Consider the following 15829-nt stretch of genomic DNA (forward strand, 5'->3'; position numbering starts at 1 on the left):
AGCGGATTCTCCACATAAATCGAACAACTCGGTGAGTGAATTATCATAGAATCCAACGGCGGCCAAGCGGAGTATGCCACAATCCCAGAAACTGTCGACATCCTCAGATATACCACGGAGAGTTTAAGTCTCTCATTCAACCGGTGGGACGAACCATATGTAACCGGGTCGAGTCTCTATTTTATTGTCGTCGCTGACATCGATTTCGGTAGATACACCGATCCGCTGGGAGACAACACGTGGCCCGTCGACCAGTGTCGATCAGTCGCCATTTCATCCAATGAGTTCATCGACGCAGCCCGCAACGTGGCATTCAACCGCGATGGGGCAGTCGTTATTGCTGCGGATCGGACGATCCAAGAACAAATGGTTCGCGTTCGGACTCCAAACATTACTGAAGTGGACGAAGAGCCACCCATCGCCTCTGCCGATTGGATGGGAACCAAACATCTCAGCGCGTTAGAAGTGTCCCTCCGAGAAGAGGTCCTTGCCAGTGTTACGCTGAGCGAAGAGAACGGTCATATGACAGTATTTCGCGATGGAAAATATGACGACTTCGAACGTGAGGAACTTGGGGGACGCTGGCGGACTGCAGACTGAGGTTGCGTGTCTCTCCTGATGACGGCTGTTCTGCGAGCTCAGTTCTCGAATGCATCGTCGTATTGTTCGTAGGTGATCGTCAGTTTGCCTGCTGTTGGACGTTTCGTTGCATCTCGGAGCGTTTCGAACGATTCGAGGAGTTCGCTTGTGTCTGTTGAGTCCTCCCGGCCGCTCAATGACTCTTCTCGAATCGTATCGTATACTTGCTCCAGGATGCGTCGAGCGGCATACGAATCGGTCTTTGAGTCTATCTCGAAGGACGCTTCGTAACGAGACATACTCGGATGTCGGTCTCCACGAGGTTAACAGCCGTCATGGTTCAGCGGGGGTCGTGTCATCGTCGCCGTCCAAGATGATTCTCGTCCCCTCGAACTCGCCGGTTCGAACAGCGGTGAGGATGCACTCAGGATCGGTTCCATCGATAACCACTGTTTCGCAGTGTGCACGTTGGATCATCTTCGCGGCGAGAAGGTCGATCGGTACACTACTCCCTGCAGTACTGTCCATATCGAGGATGAGGGTAATGAGTTGGCTCGCCCGTAACTCGTCGAATGGTTCTGCGTCTGGGTGAGTGTGAGGATCTGCGCTATGGACGCCAGGCACGTTCGTCGCATAGATCAGAAGTTCTGCGTTGACGTACTCAGCAAGGAGTGCGCTCACCGCGTCAGTAGTTTGACCGGGTGCTGTTCCACCCATGACGACGATGTCGCCGCAGCGGAGCGCTCTGCCCGCCGCTTCGTAATCTTTTGATGGCGTCAAGACGGCGTCGTCGCCAATTGCCGCGATGAGAAGTCGGGCATTTAGCCGAGTAACCCCAATGCCGAGGTGATCCAACTCGAGCTCGTTCGCACAGAGAGCTCGTCCCACATCGATAAATTCACGCGCAGGAGACCCGCCCCCGGTGACGACACAGACGTCGTGCTCCTCGGCGAGTGTTGTGATGACGGCTGCGTACTCTCGAAACTGCTCTGGGTCAAGCGTTGGCACGAGGATGTTCCCGCCGAGTGAGAGTACGATGCGCATGATGGTCTCTAGACTGTAGGACAGCGTCAAACAACAATCTAGCACCCCTTGATGACTCGCCACATTATGGACGTAGTCCGCCCACTCTCGTTCATGGCAGCGATTGTCTATCAAGGTATGGACGACACCATTTCGGAAGAGATCAACGATGAGAAACGGAGCTATCGAGAGGACCACTGGCAGATTCACCACGGCGATGACAAGTACACGTACATCCCCAGAAAACGTGTCTATACAGTGAAGATGACCGACCCGAACTTCACGATGGACGAATAGATCACACGGTCAAGAGAACGTGCTGGAACCAGCGTCAACGGAATTCACGACCGCTCAGGGGTCGTCTTTTACTGCTGAGTCAGCACATCCGCGTCAAACACGGACACCCCAGAAGAACGCAATCCCGAGGACCGTTACGATCGAGAGCAGGAACTGTAACGGCGCGCCGACGCGAAGGAAGTCCGAGAACGTGTAGCCACCGGGCCCGTAGACGAAGAGATTCGTCTGGTACCCCACGGGCGTCATGAACGCCGTCGAGGCGGCGAAGGTCACGGCGAGGACGAACGCGAACGCGTTCGCGCCGATCGACTGGGCCGCACTGGCAGCTACTGGGATCATCAACACGACGCTCGCGTTGTTACTGATGACGCTCGTCAACAGTCCAGTCGCAACATAGAACACCCACAGGACACCGATCGCTGGCAAGAACGCCGCAGTCGAGGCGACAGCATTGCCCAGCAGCGCCGCCGCCCCTGTCTGTTGCAGTGCAATACCGAGAGGGATGACGCCGGCGAGCAGGAAGATCACGTTCCACTCGACGGAGGAGTAGAGTTCAGTCGGTTTCAGGACGCCGGTGAAGACCATTGCCACGACCCCTGCTAATGCAGAAACGACAATCGGCAGGATGTTCAGTGCCGGGAGCGCGACGACACCGGCGATGATGCCCACTGCGAAGGGGATCTTCTCGCTCCGGTAGGTCACCTCGTCGAACTCATGGGCGACGATGAAGTCCTCGTTCTCGACGAGGCGGGTGAGACTGTCCGGCGGTGCCTGCACCAGGAGCGTGTCACCGACTCTGATACGGACGTCCTCGAACCGGTCTCGGACGACGTCGCCACGAGTTCGAAAGGCGAGGACGTTCGCGTCGTAGCGCTGTCGGAACGTCGAACTCGCGAGGGTCTCGCCGACGAGGAACGACCCCGACGGGATAACGATCTCGACGAGGACGGGTTCCTCCTCGTCCGGCTGGAGTTCATCTTCGCTTCGGGGACTTCCCGACAGTGTGAGCCCTTCCGTGTCAATGATGCGTTCGAGCGTCTCCCGGTTCGTCCTGAGCCGGAGTGTGTCGCTCTCGCGGATCTCCTTGCGAGCGAGCGGTTCGGAAAACCGCTCGCCGTATCGGATCAGCTGTAACACGTCGATGTCGAGTTCGTCATCGCCCAGAGCCTCCCCGACCGTCTGCCCGATCAACGACGAATTCGCCGGAACGACGACGTCTGCGAGGTACTCCTGGATGGCGTACTCCTCGACGAGGTCCTCGTCGGCCGGGATTCGTTCGGGAAGGAGTCGAACACCGACCGTCATGAGGTACACCGCGCCGACCGCAAAGACGATCACACCGAGTTTGGTGAACTCGAACATTCCGAACGCGTGCAACCCAAGTTCGGGCGATTCCGCACCGAGCTGGGCTGCGATGTCACTTGCGAGAATGTTCGTCGACGTCCCGATGAGCGTGAGCGTCCCGCCGAGCATCGAGGCGAACGACAGTGGGATGAGCAGCTTCGACGGTGAGGTCTTCCCGTTGTGGGCGAGGTCGTTGATGACCGGAACCAGAATTGCGACGACTGGCGTATTGTTGATGAACCCTGAGATCGGTCCGGAGACACCGACCGTCGCGGCAAGTTGCTTGCGCCGATCGGTTCCCGCGAACGCAGCCATCTTCCGGCCGACCAACTGCACGATGCCGGTTCGATTGATTCCCGTACTCAGGATAAGCATCGCAAGGACGGTTATCGTGGCGGGATTGGCGAATCCCGAAATGCCCTCACGCGGGGAGATTTGTGTCCACGGTTCGAGCACCATCAACAGGACCATCAACAGGATGGCGGTGACGTCGATCGGGAACCATTCGGTCGCAAAGAGAACGAGTGCGAGGAGAATGAGTGCGAAGACGACGAGCATCTCGGCCGTTACTGGCGTCGAGGCCAGACCTTGGACTGCCAGAGAAACTGAAGAGAAGGACATACTAAGAGAAGATGCCACCGACGGAAAAGAACTGGTATAATCTCTAATTGGGTGGCTGAGTGGTACCCCTGCCAGAGAAACGGGCCGCATATTCGAGCCTCCGGTAGAACGCGAAACACTCACCAGAAAGGCCTCACTATTCGACTTTACGATCTTTTTCCGTTTTCCGACGAGTGGCTTCCGAAGAGCCAACTCATAATGGCTGTGCAGCGGAGTGAGTAAACCTGTGGGTGGACTTATCCGTGCAGGCGATGAAGTATCACAGTATGCCTGAAGAAGTCCTGTTCAACTCCGAGAGCGCCCAGACCCGAGAAGAAATCGCGTCGTATCTTCGTAGTGTCGCTGACAAACTCGACCAAGGAGAGGCGGTCACGCTGAAATCCGGTTCCGAGTCCGTGACGATGGAGCCGCCAGCCCGTCCGACGTTTGAGGTCAAAGCCGAACGCGAGGGGCCGACGGACGGCCCCGGTGAACTGAGTATCGAGTTCGAACTCGAATGGGACGAGAATGGTAATGGGGAGGACGGTGGGGGTGGCCAGTTGGAGATCGAGTGATCGATTCGCGTGTCCAGATACGCCGGTTTCAGGGCGCATTTTGCGGAATGGTGGCGAACGCGGATGTGACTGATGCTAAGGACATTCGGCAGAAAGTATCTCCGAGTTTTGCCTCTGATGGGAGATAGGAATTCTTGCTGGTTGGCACAGCCATCGGCGTACCTGTTCGATTTAGAGAGCGGATACTTTGCACCGCAAGAACAGGCCACGTCGTAAACCACGATATCCCAACGGTGGTCGGGAATCCTCGCCCTTCAGGGCGAGGAGGATGCCAATCAGCGCTCGGCGCCGTATACGATTCGCGAGGGCGCTTCATACCCGCAGTCGTGACAGTCGAACCAGCGCTGTACTTTCGCGCCGTCAGCTGCTTTCTCACCGACGAGGACGTCGTCGTTCGGACACTCGGGACAACTCAGTTCGGGCGCTGGCCGTTCGCGGAGCTCTTCACGGAACGATTTCGCGTCTTTTGTCTCGTACCCCCGCGACCAGACGGGGTACCCGTCGGCGAGGATCGCCCCACGCCACTTGTAGGCGTACGAGTCTGGAGTTCTGTGTAGAACCGCTCTCGCTCCGGTCTCAGCGTTCCGGTACTTGAGTGTGGGCGTCCGGCTCTCCCGTCGCCAGTTAGTGATTCGAGGCATAGTCGATCAGAAGTGGACGTCCGCGGGCACGATCCAAAGATCCTCACTTTCCTCGAGGAGTCGATCCAACTGCTCGCGATGCCGGATGCCGTTCGCGTACTCGTTGTAGAGGAAGATTGTCGGTCCGTCGTACGCGCCGACCTGGTGGAACGCGTGCCGAGCAAGGTTCTCATCGCGCATGATCTCCTCGCTGGAGAGCTCGTTAAGTGCCTCTCTCACTTGGTCGAGATTCCGCTCGAACTCCGCTTTCGTTGCTTCCCAACCACGATCAAGCAGTTCTTGTCCTTTCTCGGAATCAACGGTCGCCGCAATCGGGAGATCGCCCCATCGCGCTTTGCCCGCAACGGTTGTGTCCTCGTCGTCGAAGGTGACGAAGTAGTCAAACACAGCGCAGGCGTGTGGATCGGCGCCGACCAATCGCTCGAACACCGCCTTTCCGGTGGATAGCGCTTCGTTTTCTGTCGATGCCTCTACCAGCGCGTAAATTACCATGTGCATCTCGAACACCTCGAAGCGCCGACGCACCGGGGCACATCGTTCGCTCACCCCGTGCTGCGCCGGCACCCATCGCCGGCGCACAAAAACCACTCTCGGCACTTCCCTCTCTCAGGGGTCGTCCGCACGTTCGACGGTGATGGTTAGATTCCCTGATTCGTAGTTGGTCTCGAATGCGACCGAGAACCCATCCGACTCGTACGCCGCGTGGTAGGCTCGATGCAGTTCGAGCGAGCCGGTTGCCTTGAAATGGAAGAATGCGGCTGCGGTGTAGGGCTTGCTGGCGGTCTCAATCTGGGTCTCCACCGAGGCTGGGAGTGCGATCTGTGGTGTGCCGGTGTCAATACTGGCTGCGAACTCACGTGCTTCGTCGACGGTCGCTTGTGAGTGCGCTGGCGTTTGGCCCGTCAGCACGTTCACCGGTGTCTCCGTCTCGTCGGTGAATAGGACGTCTTCGAAGGTGTGCGTTCCCAAGATTGCCTTGGGGTTCAACTCGCAGTCGTGAAACGGATCGTCGGCTGGTTGCTCGGTCATGGAATCACGAGCCCACGTAGGGGCTCACCCATTCCTGCCCCTGAAAAAACAGCAGTTGCCACGAAGCAGACCGACCTAGGAGTGGTTCAGGCTCGCCTTCTCGAAGGGTGATTCCCCAGTCCGAATGAGTAGCTCCTGTCGGTCTCCGACCCGCTCAGCGAGCTTCCGTTTCAGATACTGCCTCGCCGTCGACGGCGTGAAGACGCCTTTGTCGAGCATGTCGCCGACGACGTCTTTGAGGGCCGCGAACTGTCCCTGCAGGTGACCGTCGCCGACCGGTTCGCCGTCGTACCAGCGCACCGTCGCGAGCGCGCCGTTCCCGACGGTCTCTCCCTGTTCGACTGTCTCCGAGTCGTACTGCAGCCCGAACCACAGCATCCGGTACGCGGTCACCTCGAACGTGGTCGACACCACAAAGAACGCCTCGTGGTGGAGATAGTCGAGGTGGTCAGCGACGATCTCGTCGAGGGTGACTCCGGTGGCACGGGGCTTCGGCTCGACGACCGTCGACGGTCGATCCTCGCCGGCGAGGTAGCCGTCGACGGCATCTGCCTCGAGGCCACCGGCCAGTTCTGCAAGGAACTGTTTCGCCCACTTGGAATCGGTGTCCTCGCCACCGAACGGCGACTCAGCCGAGATTCGGTGTTTGAGCTTCAGGTTCGCTGCGCCCCAGTGGCTGTAGTGGAGCGTGTACTGTCCGTCTGTGCATTCGTACGCAACAAGTGCGCGGTGTCCCATGATTCAACCACCTCACGAGGCGATGCTTGTGCTGTGTCGCCCCGCACCCCTCCTGGGGGAGAACAACGCTACACGTCGATCAGATCGAGGGAACTGAGATCCGCGTAGAGGACTTCGCCGTCGCGGATGACGTACCGCTTTGCGAGGACTGGGAACCGACATTTCGTGAACCCGGCTGTCTGGATGTCGAGTTCTTCGTTAGGCTCGAGATAGCCGGCGAGTGTTCGGAGGAACTCGTGCGTCACAAGACCACCTTCGTAGTCAGGAAGGCCGTCTTCACGCGCTTCGTAGACCTCGAAGGCGTCGTATCCCCAGATGATGAGCTCTCCTTCTTCATCCACCTCCCAATTCAGGGTCCCGAAGCAATGTGCTTCGCAGAGCTGGCGGACTGCCTGTGCATCCGTTACGACTGCGCCGGTCGATGTCGTCGCTGCTTGGAGCGTTGCCATTGGTCGTACTCGAGGGCGTTTTCCTGCCCCCACACCCCTTTGGGGATAATAAACTGACCGCGAGAGTGGCTGTATCGGTGGTGTGCGACTAAGTCTTCGCTCAGGAGTCGAGCGTGACGTTCGCTTCCGCCGAAGCACCTGGCTGGGTGAGCAGTCCCACCTGTTCCAGAACCATCGTAGCTTTCTCAATTCGCTCTTGGTCTGGCGAGTCCAGTTGCTCGGTATCGATGCTGTTGAGGTTGCTGAGCGCGCGATGCAGCCGGTAGCCAGGTGTGTCTCGTGGGTCCATGATGTACGCCTCCGCCGACTTCTGGTGCAGAAAAAACGGGAGAGACGCTGATGTCTCCCGCCGAAGCCTTGCACCTGTATTAACCAACAGCTTCGGGAAGACCCATTCCACGTTGGTTAAGACATTATTCTGTTGAGTATTCTACTCGGGGGTTGGTCCGTGACGAGGCGACTGACAATCCTGGCACTCCCACATCGGCTGGCCAGACCAATCGTCATCAGGGACAGTCTCGAACTCCTGGAACTGATGCTCAGTCTTTCGACCGCACTTGCGACATTCAAGATGCGTTCTCGAGGGAACGCTGGGTTGCCGATCCTCGGAGTGCTCGTCGATGATAGCGCACTGGAGTGCAATGGCTGGCACCAACCAGACGTCGTTCTCGGCGCTCTCAAGGAGGACTGTAAGCCGATCTTCCTCACGAACGTTGTGGCCTCCCTCATCGTAGAGGAACGTCGTGTGCGCCCCATCACTCCGCGACTGGTTCGACTCTGTCTGTCCCGTCCGTTCACGAGCGACTGCGAGAAGCTGTTCGCCGCTTTCGGAGGTGACTCGAACTGCTTCGGGAAGCGAGGACCACTGCTCGATCAGCTCCGCGGCGGGCTCTGCATCAAGGTCGTAGATCAGCTGGCAGTCGTCGACCGCTGGATTCCTATCGGTCTTCGTGAGGAGCGTGGCTGCAGCAGCACCTTTCGCGACGGCCGCGTAGAACGTCGCCGCCTCGACGAGCAGATGTACGACGTGGAGTAGTGTCCACTCAGTATCCGGAGGGCGACTATCGTCGCTGGTTCCATCGAGATGGTTTGAGAGGCAGAACCGACATTTGGTACGGTTCGCAGGAATCGACGCACCACACGAGGAACACTCGCTCCGTGTCGATCTCGTTCGATCTGGATACGATTCCGGACCCTCTCTTCGTTGTCCCCCTGCTCGCCCAGAGTTATCCCGTCCAATAAGCTGGTCGTCGGGAATGTGGTTCGCTTCGCCAAGGGGTCGTAGTTCCTCAAGATCAGATTGTCGTCCATTCATAGAGTCGTCTGGCACCACCTTCCTTCGTCTCTATATTTAAATCTCGGCCACCAACGCCGAACCTGAATCGGTAGAAAACTCGCAGATGGCGTCTTCAGACCGCGAATTCGTTCAGTGTATCTCGATGCGACCGGATGGTCGTTGCAGTGACGCTCGCCACCTCCGCCACTTCTGCCTGCGTCAACCACCGTCCCTCTTCGCGACCTGCTTTGTACAAACAGGCCGCTGCGAATCCTGACGGTTTGACACCCGACGCGGCTCCTGACGATTCTGACTGTTCAGCCAACCTCCGAGCCCGCTGTCGGATGTACGCTGGAACATCGAGTTCTGACGCGAGACGCGGGATGTACTCACTCGGGCGAACTGGTTGAGTCGGGAGCCCAAGTTCTGTATTCAGGGTCTTGTACGCATTCGCGACTCTCGATTGTTCGACGCGTGCTGCGTCGACGACGTCGTCGAGTAACCGTGTGTGGCCGTTACAGCGACAGGCCCCGTGGACGCTTGCTGCCGCAATCGCCTCGATTGATCGACCTCGAAGTAGGTCTTCGTTCTGAGCGCTCCGGAACAGCTGACACGCCTGGTCACGGACCGAATCTGCAAGCTCGAGGATACTTGCGACTCTTCGAACTTCACCCAGCCCGTGTGCGAGGTTTCGCTCGGCTTTCGACTGGAATCGACCACGGTTCTGTTCCCGCCGCATTCGAGATAGCCGCTGGCGCTTTTGCCCAGAGAGTTCGTTCCCGTTCGCATCTTTTCGCCGACCGATTTCCGTCGACAGCCCTCGGTCGTGACGTGCCGCAGTCAGTGGAGCGCCCGTCCGCTTTCGTTGATCCTGATCGTGAGTCCTCCATTCGGGACCGTGGTCGATCCGTTGCTCGTCAATGACGAGACCACAGTCCTCGCAGACTGTCTCAACGCTGTTCGTTCTCATTTGGCCCTTACACTCAGGACACGGTGTGTTGTCGTTCGATACGTCTTCGTCGAAGCCAGTATCGTAGGTGTGTCTCGTCGCCATCGGTAGTTTGCGAGATGTCTTGTCTGCACCCCGCACCCCTCTCAGGGGGAATAAACTACTGCGAGCAGGCTGGTTTGGACCGATTGACAAGCTGAATCCTCGACGACACCCACACTGAGCTCCTCAAATGCGGTTCGGGACTGCACCCCTGAGCAGTTACCATCGATATAGGGAATTCTGTGCCTTCGGCAGGTCGGAATAAGTATTGAGAACATTGTGGAAATGGTTAAAGAACTGTAGTTTGATTCAGTCTGTATAATGCAGCATAGTTTCAATCCGGATCCAGTGAAGTGCCGGGATCTGTTTGATGGTGAGGAGGACCTGTATCAAATTCCTCGGTATCAGCGGCCGTATAGCTGGGAGAAATCGCATATTGAGCAGTTGATTGATGACCTCTATGAATCGTGGAGTGAGGACCGAAACAGTCCCTACTATCTGGGCTCGGTTATCTTGGTGAAGGAGGACGGTGATTCACGTTTTGATATATTGGATGGACAACAGAGGATGACTTCTCTCATCATTCTCTATGCGATCTTCAACGACCATTTCCACGATCACTTGAGCGATATGAACAAGAGAAGGGTCGAGGGAAGAGTCCATGAACAGGCGTTGGAGAGGCCTCGGTTGAGAACCAGTAAGCAAACTGATCTTGAACAGTCAGTACTCAAATCGATAGACCTAGACGAGGAAAACAGGTATACTGAGGCTGCTGAAATCCTGATAGATTGTCTGGAGACCACGTTCGGAGATCGACATGAAGATCTCAACGACTTCTTCGAGTTCATCGACCAGAATATCGAACTGATTAGAATCATCAGCGATGATCTTGCACATGCTGTCAGGCTTTTCCAGACCATCAATACACGTGGGAAGGATTTGACGGTCTCCGATCTCACCAAGAGCTATCTGCTTAGCAATTTGGAGGATGATGAAGATAAGGACGATGTAATCGAGGTCTGGCAGGAAATCACTACGAAGGTTGATGATGACTATGATACCTTGGACAGCATCCTTGGAATGTATCGGCTGTATCTTCAACAGTCTAAAGCACAGGAAACGAGGTATCAGGAGCTGAAGTCCGAGTTTGAAGGACAGAACCCTAAGAAGATTGTCAAAGACATTCGGGACTTCGTGGACAACTACAACCAGATCGAAAACTCAGGTTCGAAAGAAATCTTCATCCTGGAAAACCTGTCACATACTTTGTATTGGAAGACGATTCTTATCGGCGCTAAGAAAGACGGTGTTGACTACTTCGACGAGTTGCGTGACGAGCTCATCGGGTTCTACTATTCGTACTGGATTGGAGACTATACCAGTGAGAAAATCAAGATACCCTCGATCAAGATTCTGACTCTGCTGCGTGATGATGCCAGTTTGGAGGAGATCCAGGAGTATATCGAGAGTAAGAGGAAGCGTGATAATATTCCGGAACGGGTTCGAGACGGCCTGTATTCTGATAATGTATATGGAGATGAGAAGTGGCACAAGAGCCTGCTGATTGCTATTGAATACAGCCTGAGTGACTCGCAGAAGGTTGAGCGGATTAAGAAGAGAGGCGGTGGAATGCACATAGAACACGTACTTCCCAAGTCGTACGGTTCTGCGATGGAAAAATACGATTACTGGGAAGACAATTTCAGTAGAGAGGAGGCAAGTCAGCTGAGAAACACGCTTGGGAATTTGATTCCTCTACAGTACGATCTCAATGCAAAGGCGGCTCAGAAGCCATTCGATGAGAAAGCTGCTATCTATCAGGGGAAGCGGGGTAAACCGCGTTCAAGTTTCGACCTGGCACTGCGAGTAGCTCGCGGAGATTATGGTGATTGGTCTCCAGAAGCAATTGAGGCACACCGCGATTACTTGATCAAGAAGTCTGCTTACTTGTTGAATCTGCCTGCCGATTCAATCCTAATTGAGGACAATTCAGAGGGCTCAGAGTAAGCGGTCCACTCAACTTCGATCTCTACGAAAAAACGCGAAGACACGAATCGAATTCAAGATCGTCCTCGTCGTACACCCACCACTCTGGCCCGTGATCGATTTGTTGCTCAGTCAGATAGATGGATGGCGGCACCGGGACCAGAACACTCACTCCCCTTATCTCACAAATCGACTCCTATGCAGGAGAGGAGTTCCAGAAATACCTCGAATACGCGTACAACGAGAAACAAGGGGAAACGGTCGACGGCAACCTCAGAAACCGAACAGCACACGGCCACCTACGAATCGGCCAAGACCACCACATCAACGCCGTCATGCCAATAGTAGATGTTCTCCGAATCGGTTATCAGTTGAGACCCACTCCGTTCGTGGCAATATTCGGTCATCCCTCTAAGTACCTCTATGTCAACGACGATCAGTCCTGGTGAGACAACGCGTGGGATAAGAAGTTCAAAACCTGTGACCCAGTCCCGAGTCCAGATTCATCCTTCCGAAGCCCGGCCATCAACTCCAACACCACGTAGAACTCCCTGAGTTCTACTACCCCCACATACTCGTCCGGGAAAAAGAACAAGAGATAAACTGCGTCCATCGCAGGGACCACAAAAATATTCTCTCCAGAATCAACCGCATCCTCGATCTCGACTGAAGTTAGCACCCGCTCATAGAACTCGTACTTGAGCCCCGGCTTCTCGTTCATATCTGTGATCAGCCTATCTTTCCGGCCCCGATCAACGGAGACACCGGTACTGCTCCGCTGGATCACTCCCTCGCCCTCCAGGTACGATTCTATCTCCTCGAAGTCAGGCCGTCCAACAGACTCAATTCCTAATCGGTCAGCTGGGAAAACTGGTCCAAGGGCACGGACCGCTCCGTAGACGTCCGCAATGAATGCTTCCGGCTGTAGATCTCCTTCACCGGGACGCTCACCATTCTCTGCACCTTCGTGCGTTAAATGGTACAGTACAGAGTCCTCGGAAAAGGCGAGAGTGAAATGCCGGTTATTCCAGTCAGGGGTGATTGAGAACCCACCACTATTGGCGTTCGGATTAATGCCCACCGTGTCCTCTTCGAAATGGACTCGGATACCGTCGTCATCACTGACAACGTCAATATCAAAGAGCTGATCGTAGTTGAACTCGGTCACCTGCCATATTGACAGAGAAGAATACGTCACTCAGTATACAAAGAACTTCTTCTGAGAAGGAACGATCAGGTGAAGATTTCACTCAAGTGGGTTGCCCCGAGAGAAGGCGCACGCATCAGGATAACGCTGGATGCGAACAGCGCCACGATGATAACCGCCATCGTGGGTGCGGAAGTCGTCAGAACGATACCACTGATAACCGATGTGAGGGCGTTAGTTCCTATCATGGTCAGAATCTTGTTTACCGGGTCGAGTCCTCGGGAACTGCCGGTTGTGGCACACGCCTCTGAGGAATCGAACCTCAGCTCTGCCACACGACCCTGCTGACCATTACCTGACTTCCGATACTTCTATGTAATCGATTGACCACCATAACACCTTCGAGCACCGTGCATTGCCCCAGAAAACGCGTTCCTGGCTCCATTTGCGGAACAAGATTGAAAAGGACTGTAATCAAACACGTTGATATGACTGACATACGCGGATTGCTGAATTGGTCGTACGGCTTCGAACGACGCCACCACGTTCTTGTTGGTGCTGCAGTCATCGGAGGGATCGACCTCTTCCTAGCGAACCTGAATGGTATCGTGAACCCTGTGCTCGCGTTGCTCGCTATCATCTCGCCGTTCGTAGCACTACTGGCACTCACCAAGTCGCCCACTTCCGAATTGAAGACCCTGTCCGTGTGGGCACTACTCGCATTGTTCGGCAGTGGAGCAGTCAAACTGTACGTGCAGCCTCACATCGCACCAAGCATGACCCTGAACCAGTTCACCACCACAACTCCTGTCGGAGTAGCGATCACCGTGGTGTCCGCAGTCGCCATGGCCACCTTGGTCGAAGCAGTTGCCATGTACCTGGGGAAGAAAATCTACTACAGGAAGTTCGGTGGCTCCGGTGGTTCCTCCGGTACGCCCGAAGAACGCGTCTTGACCGAGGAAGAGTACGAAGATTTCGACCCCATCGAATACACGAAGACGCTGGCCAAGCGTATCCTGCCGGTTCCCGTTTTCCGCTCGTAAATCCGCCAGTCGCTACCTCTTCCTACAACAGCCCTACGAAGCCTAAGAAGACCAGCACCATTACCGAGAACTTGATCAGCTGTACCTTCGTCGTCCACTCGAACTCTAATATTCTGCGTAGAGCTTCCAACATACAGCCAACGACTGCACTGGCGATTAACGGCAACAGAATGCACGGATAGGAGATCAGCGAACCGTATCCGACGGTGGCTGCAACTCCCGGAACTCCGTCAACTTCTGCGTATAATCAAGCAGGCCATCCCAGAAATCGGAGACCGCGACCAGCGCATCAACTGCCGCAGCGCCCTCACTGCCGAGACCGGTGCTGGTCGGATCTTCAACCAGGATTCTAAACGTGTAGCTGGACCCTGTGGACGGGTTCACTGTGATGCGGCCTGAGACCTTGACCTGCTTCTGGTTGAACGAACCGCTGTTAAGAACGACTCGGTCAACCTCCAGATCCACGCACTGGAAGTGGGGAACAGCAGAGTGTTAAGAAATAAAAATTCTGGTGTTAACAGATTACCGAACCAGATTCACAGCAATACGAACAGAATACTAAGTAGACCAATTAATCCGGCTAACAAAATATTCTCTGCTCCGCTATCACCGACCGCGGTAACCGCTACGGCCACCACCACCTAGAGCGGCGAAGAATCCGTACACCGCCAACGCGATCACTGCAACAGCAATCCAGGTCTCGATACTGGACGCCAACTGGAATAGACTATAGCTGGTGGACAGTGATGCCCCGAGAGAACGATATGCGTCTGCAAAAGGCCCGTTCGTACCTCTCGGCTCCAGAAGCAAGTAGATCTTCGCCACGATTAAGAATAGAATCCCGATGACAAACGCGTAGATTGGGCCAAGGACCAGGGTCTCGACCGCGTCACCAACATCCCGATTCATTTCCCGAATGTTCACCATGTGCGACTAAAAGTCCTCTGCCAGTAGCGAAGAAACCGTGTTTCCAGGCTACTCTTCCAGATCTTCGATTTTACGGAGAATCTCGACAGTCATCTCTCGCTCTTCGGGATCTCTCGTCCCATAGTCAAGTAAAAGCCTGAACTCCTCCTTTGAGAACTCTTCCTCGTAGTACAAGAAATACAGCTCAAGGAGCGAATCAAGAAGAATCTTAGCAGCTTTACGGTGATCCTGGGAGATTCCAGAGTGAGGCCCTTCGTGGACCAAATCATTCCGTTTATTGTAGATCTCATCAATCGCTTCCCGGAGTTCTCGTCTAACAATCCCCTTCTCCGTCACGTTCTCCAATGCGAAGATCGCTCTGTTAACGACCACTTCTTTTTTCTGTCCCTGCTCAACCTGTGCCAGATTTTCCATACCGCGCCAAAAAGCGAAGAATGACTGATGGACAGAAGACTCGGTGATACCGTCTTGATACGCCAATAATGCGTTCGCCAGGGATTCATCCACCTCGGCCAAATCCTCCCGACTCGCAGAAAGACCCGGTAGATTCTCAAACCGCTCTATTCGCTCCGCCATATCACGCCGACCACCTTCAGAACTACGACGTAGCTCATAATCGTACGGCCAGTAATTCAGATATTCCTCGCCATCAAAGACAAGGTACACGAACGGCTCTTTAAGTTCGGTACTTCCCATCGAGTCAGTGGATAGTCACGACTGACGGGGTTAGATTCTCAGGAAGCGTCTGGATGGGTGATTATGAGATTTCTCTACCATCCAGACACTGTTCTTACGGCTGCTGACCTTGAAACCTTAGCGGAGGGACTCATCGCGGAGATACCCATCCCCGGAGTCGAAGGCTGCGGCTTCGACTCCGGGATTATCCGGCAGACACTGCTTCAAGCCGCTGTCGATCAGACCTCAATTAAGGCGGTTACCGAGAGCACTCGTGGAACGTACTCCGACGACTATACGCTTGCGCAGCTTCACACCGTCCCACCGGAAGAACTCGAAACCGTCGTCAACCGCCTGCTCAGACAGCAGGCGACGATGATCCTCGGCTGTGGGCCGAGGATCATCTGTCTCGACTTCGTCGACATCCACTACCACGGCTGTCCACACCGCTCGCCCGGGGAACTCTGTCACACAACTCCCCGCGATGGCACCTCTCAGTGCCATCGCTA

The 15829-nt window shown here is 55.3% G+C and carries 20 protein-coding genes and 2 pseudogenes; 7 read left to right on the plus strand and 15 right to left on the minus strand.

Features of this window, described 5'->3' with window-relative positions; all coding sequences use genetic code 11:
* Positions 1-638: 638 nt before the first annotated feature.
* Positions 639-878 carry a hypothetical protein gene (locus ACR3FF_RS04215; protein WP_458186328.1) on the minus strand — a complete coding sequence of 80 codons (240 nt, stop codon included), beginning with the start codon at positions 876-878 and terminating at the stop codon, positions 639-641.
* A 34-nt stretch (positions 879-912) separates the two neighbouring features.
* A complete protein-coding gene (pyrH, locus tag ACR3FF_RS04220) occupies positions 913-1623 on the minus strand; it encodes a UMP kinase (RefSeq protein ID WP_458186329.1) in 711 nt (236 codons plus the stop codon).
* A 66-nt stretch (positions 1624-1689) separates the two neighbouring features.
* Between pyrH and ACR3FF_RS04225 the strand changes: the two genes are divergently transcribed.
* Positions 1690-1899 carry a hypothetical protein gene (locus ACR3FF_RS04225; protein ID WP_458186331.1) on the plus strand — a complete coding sequence of 70 codons (210 nt, stop codon included), beginning with the start codon at positions 1690-1692 and terminating at the stop codon, positions 1897-1899.
* A gap of 93 nt (positions 1900-1992) precedes the next feature.
* On the opposite strand, the gene ACR3FF_RS04230 is transcribed toward ACR3FF_RS04225, so the two are convergent.
* Positions 1993-3801, minus strand: coding sequence for an SLC13 family permease (locus tag ACR3FF_RS04230; RefSeq protein WP_458186359.1), 1809 nt, complete (start codon positions 3799-3801; stop codon positions 1993-1995).
* Positions 3802-4130: 329 nt separating this feature from the next.
* Between ACR3FF_RS04230 and ACR3FF_RS04235 the strand changes: the two genes are divergently transcribed.
* Positions 4131-4418: an amphi-Trp domain-containing protein gene (locus ACR3FF_RS04235; RefSeq protein WP_458186333.1), complete on the plus strand. Its 288-nt coding sequence runs from the start codon at positions 4131-4133 to the stop codon at positions 4416-4418.
* A gap of 41 nt (positions 4419-4459) precedes the next feature.
* Positions 4460-4634: pseudogene (locus tag ACR3FF_RS04240) on the plus strand (RNA-guided endonuclease TnpB family protein); the annotation flags it as partial.
* A 59-nt stretch (positions 4635-4693) separates the two neighbouring features.
* Here the strand turns inward: ACR3FF_RS04240 and ACR3FF_RS04245 are convergent.
* From ACR3FF_RS04245 to ACR3FF_RS04280, 8 genes are all read right to left on the minus strand, one after another.
* Positions 4694-5059 (minus strand): DUF7568 family protein, encoded by a 366-nt coding sequence (locus tag ACR3FF_RS04245; protein ID WP_458186334.1) that lies wholly within the window; start codon positions 5057-5059, stop codon positions 4694-4696.
* A gap of 6 nt (positions 5060-5065) precedes the next feature.
* Positions 5066-5557: a DUF7995 family protein gene (locus tag ACR3FF_RS04250; RefSeq protein ID WP_458186336.1), complete on the minus strand. Its 492-nt coding sequence runs from the start codon at positions 5555-5557 to the stop codon at positions 5066-5068.
* Positions 5558-5665: 108 nt separating this feature from the next.
* Positions 5666-6088, minus strand: a complete 423-nt coding sequence (locus ACR3FF_RS04255) for a DUF8025 family protein (RefSeq protein ID WP_458186337.1) — start codon at positions 6086-6088, stop codon at positions 5666-5668.
* Positions 6089-6163: 75 nt separating this feature from the next.
* Positions 6164-6826: a DUF6735 family protein gene (locus ACR3FF_RS04260; protein WP_458186338.1), complete on the minus strand. Its 663-nt coding sequence runs from the start codon at positions 6824-6826 to the stop codon at positions 6164-6166.
* A 68-nt stretch (positions 6827-6894) separates the two neighbouring features.
* Positions 6895-7275: a hypothetical protein gene (locus ACR3FF_RS04265; protein ID WP_458186339.1), complete on the minus strand. Its 381-nt coding sequence runs from the start codon at positions 7273-7275 to the stop codon at positions 6895-6897.
* Between the two features lie 100 nt (positions 7276-7375).
* Positions 7376-7564: a DUF8012 family protein gene (locus ACR3FF_RS04270; RefSeq protein ID WP_458186341.1), complete on the minus strand. Its 189-nt coding sequence runs from the start codon at positions 7562-7564 to the stop codon at positions 7376-7378.
* Between the two features lie 141 nt (positions 7565-7705).
* On the minus strand, positions 7706-8590 hold the full coding sequence (locus ACR3FF_RS04275) for a biosurfactant protein 1 (RefSeq protein WP_458186343.1): 885 nt from the start codon (positions 8588-8590) through the stop codon (positions 7706-7708).
* Between the two features lie 94 nt (positions 8591-8684).
* The gene (locus tag ACR3FF_RS04280) at positions 8685-9605 is read right to left on the minus strand and encodes a transcription initiation factor IIB (protein WP_458186345.1); all 921 of its coding nucleotides are present in this window, start codon (positions 9603-9605) and stop codon (positions 8685-8687) included.
* Between the two features lie 258 nt (positions 9606-9863).
* Here ACR3FF_RS04280 and ACR3FF_RS04285 point away from each other — a divergent pair, with 258 nt between their 5' ends.
* The gene (locus ACR3FF_RS04285) at positions 9864-11549 is read left to right on the plus strand and encodes a DUF262 domain-containing protein (RefSeq protein ID WP_458186346.1); all 1686 of its coding nucleotides are present in this window, start codon (positions 9864-9866) and stop codon (positions 11547-11549) included.
* A 119-nt stretch (positions 11550-11668) separates the two neighbouring features.
* Entirely contained in the window at positions 11669-11977 is a 309-nt protein-coding gene (locus tag ACR3FF_RS04290; RefSeq protein ID WP_458186347.1) for a hypothetical protein, read from the plus strand.
* Here the strand turns inward: ACR3FF_RS04290 and ACR3FF_RS04295 are convergent.
* Positions 11965-12696 (minus strand): hypothetical protein, encoded by a 732-nt coding sequence (locus ACR3FF_RS04295; protein ID WP_458186349.1) that lies wholly within the window; start codon positions 12694-12696, stop codon positions 11965-11967. The two genes, ACR3FF_RS04290 and ACR3FF_RS04295, sit on opposite strands and share 13 nt — an antisense overlap.
* Before the next feature lie 467 nt (positions 12697-13163).
* Between ACR3FF_RS04295 and ACR3FF_RS04300 the strand changes: the two genes are divergently transcribed.
* Positions 13164-13718 carry a hypothetical protein gene (locus tag ACR3FF_RS04300; protein ID WP_458186351.1) on the plus strand — a complete coding sequence of 185 codons (555 nt, stop codon included), beginning with the start codon at positions 13164-13166 and terminating at the stop codon, positions 13716-13718.
* A 186-nt stretch (positions 13719-13904) separates the two neighbouring features.
* On the opposite strand, the gene ACR3FF_RS04305 is transcribed toward ACR3FF_RS04300, so the two are convergent.
* The 3 genes from ACR3FF_RS04305 to ACR3FF_RS04315 form a co-directional block, all read right to left on the minus strand.
* Positions 13905-14183, minus strand: a complete 279-nt coding sequence (locus tag ACR3FF_RS04305) for a hypothetical protein (protein WP_458186352.1) — start codon at positions 14181-14183, stop codon at positions 13905-13907.
* A gap of 141 nt (positions 14184-14324) precedes the next feature.
* A complete protein-coding gene (locus ACR3FF_RS04310; protein ID WP_458186353.1) occupies positions 14325-14627 on the minus strand; it encodes a hypothetical protein in 303 nt (100 codons plus the stop codon).
* Positions 14628-14693: 66 nt separating this feature from the next.
* Positions 14694-15341 carry a hypothetical protein gene (locus ACR3FF_RS04315; RefSeq protein WP_458186354.1) on the minus strand — a complete coding sequence of 216 codons (648 nt, stop codon included), beginning with the start codon at positions 15339-15341 and terminating at the stop codon, positions 14694-14696.
* Between the two features lie 63 nt (positions 15342-15404).
* Between ACR3FF_RS04315 and ACR3FF_RS04320 the strand changes: the two are divergent.
* A pseudogene (locus tag ACR3FF_RS04320) lies at positions 15405-15829 on the plus strand (ISH3 family transposase); the annotation flags it as partial.

The organism is Haladaptatus ordinarius, from assembly GCF_054177595.1.

What these genes read in the sequence shown, in the direction of transcription:
- ACR3FF_RS04290 (WP_458186347.1), top strand. Translation starts at nt 11,669, where the DNA reads ATGGATGGCGGCACCGGGACCAGAACACTCACTCCCCTTATCTCACAA.
- ACR3FF_RS04225 (WP_458186331.1), top strand. Translation starts at nt 1,690, where the DNA reads ATGGACGTAGTCCGCCCACTCTCGTTCATGGCAGCGATTGTCTATCAA.
- ACR3FF_RS04315 (WP_458186354.1), bottom strand. Translation starts at nt 15,341, where the DNA reads ATGGGAAGTACCGAACTTAAAGAGCCGTTCGTGTACCTTGTCTTTGAT.
- ACR3FF_RS04300 (WP_458186351.1), top strand. Translation starts at nt 13,164, where the DNA reads ATGACTGACATACGCGGATTGCTGAATTGGTCGTACGGCTTCGAACGA.
- ACR3FF_RS04280 (WP_458186345.1), bottom strand. Translation starts at nt 9,605, where the DNA reads ATGGCGACGAGACACACCTACGATACTGGCTTCGACGAAGACGTATCG.
- ACR3FF_RS04245 (WP_458186334.1), bottom strand. Translation starts at nt 5,059, where the DNA reads ATGCCTCGAATCACTAACTGGCGACGGGAGAGCCGGACGCCCACACTC.
- ACR3FF_RS04230 (WP_458186359.1), bottom strand. Translation starts at nt 3,801, where the DNA reads ATGCTCGTCGTCTTCGCACTCATTCTCCTCGCACTCGTTCTCTTTGCG.
- ACR3FF_RS04265 (WP_458186339.1), bottom strand. Translation starts at nt 7,275, where the DNA reads ATGGCAACGCTCCAAGCAGCGACGACATCGACCGGCGCAGTCGTAACG.
- ACR3FF_RS04310 (WP_458186353.1), bottom strand. Translation starts at nt 14,627, where the DNA reads ATGAATCGGGATGTTGGTGACGCGGTCGAGACCCTGGTCCTTGGCCCA.
- ACR3FF_RS04235 (WP_458186333.1), top strand. Translation starts at nt 4,131, where the DNA reads ATGCCTGAAGAAGTCCTGTTCAACTCCGAGAGCGCCCAGACCCGAGAA.
- ACR3FF_RS04215 (WP_458186328.1), bottom strand. Translation starts at nt 878, where the DNA reads ATGTCTCGTTACGAAGCGTCCTTCGAGATAGACTCAAAGACCGATTCG.
- ACR3FF_RS04275 (WP_458186343.1), bottom strand. Translation starts at nt 8,590, where the DNA reads ATGAATGGACGACAATCTGATCTTGAGGAACTACGACCCCTTGGCGAA.
- ACR3FF_RS04285 (WP_458186346.1), top strand. Translation starts at nt 9,864, where the DNA reads ATGCAGCATAGTTTCAATCCGGATCCAGTGAAGTGCCGGGATCTGTTT.
- pyrH (WP_458186329.1), bottom strand. Translation starts at nt 1,623, where the DNA reads ATGCGCATCGTACTCTCACTCGGCGGGAACATCCTCGTGCCAACGCTT.
- ACR3FF_RS04250 (WP_458186336.1), bottom strand. Translation starts at nt 5,557, where the DNA reads ATGCACATGGTAATTTACGCGCTGGTAGAGGCATCGACAGAAAACGAA.
- ACR3FF_RS04260 (WP_458186338.1), bottom strand. Translation starts at nt 6,826, where the DNA reads ATGGGACACCGCGCACTTGTTGCGTACGAATGCACAGACGGACAGTAC.
- ACR3FF_RS04255 (WP_458186337.1), bottom strand. Translation starts at nt 6,088, where the DNA reads ATGACCGAGCAACCAGCCGACGATCCGTTTCACGACTGCGAGTTGAAC.
- ACR3FF_RS04270 (WP_458186341.1), bottom strand. Translation starts at nt 7,564, where the DNA reads ATGGACCCACGAGACACACCTGGCTACCGGCTGCATCGCGCGCTCAGC.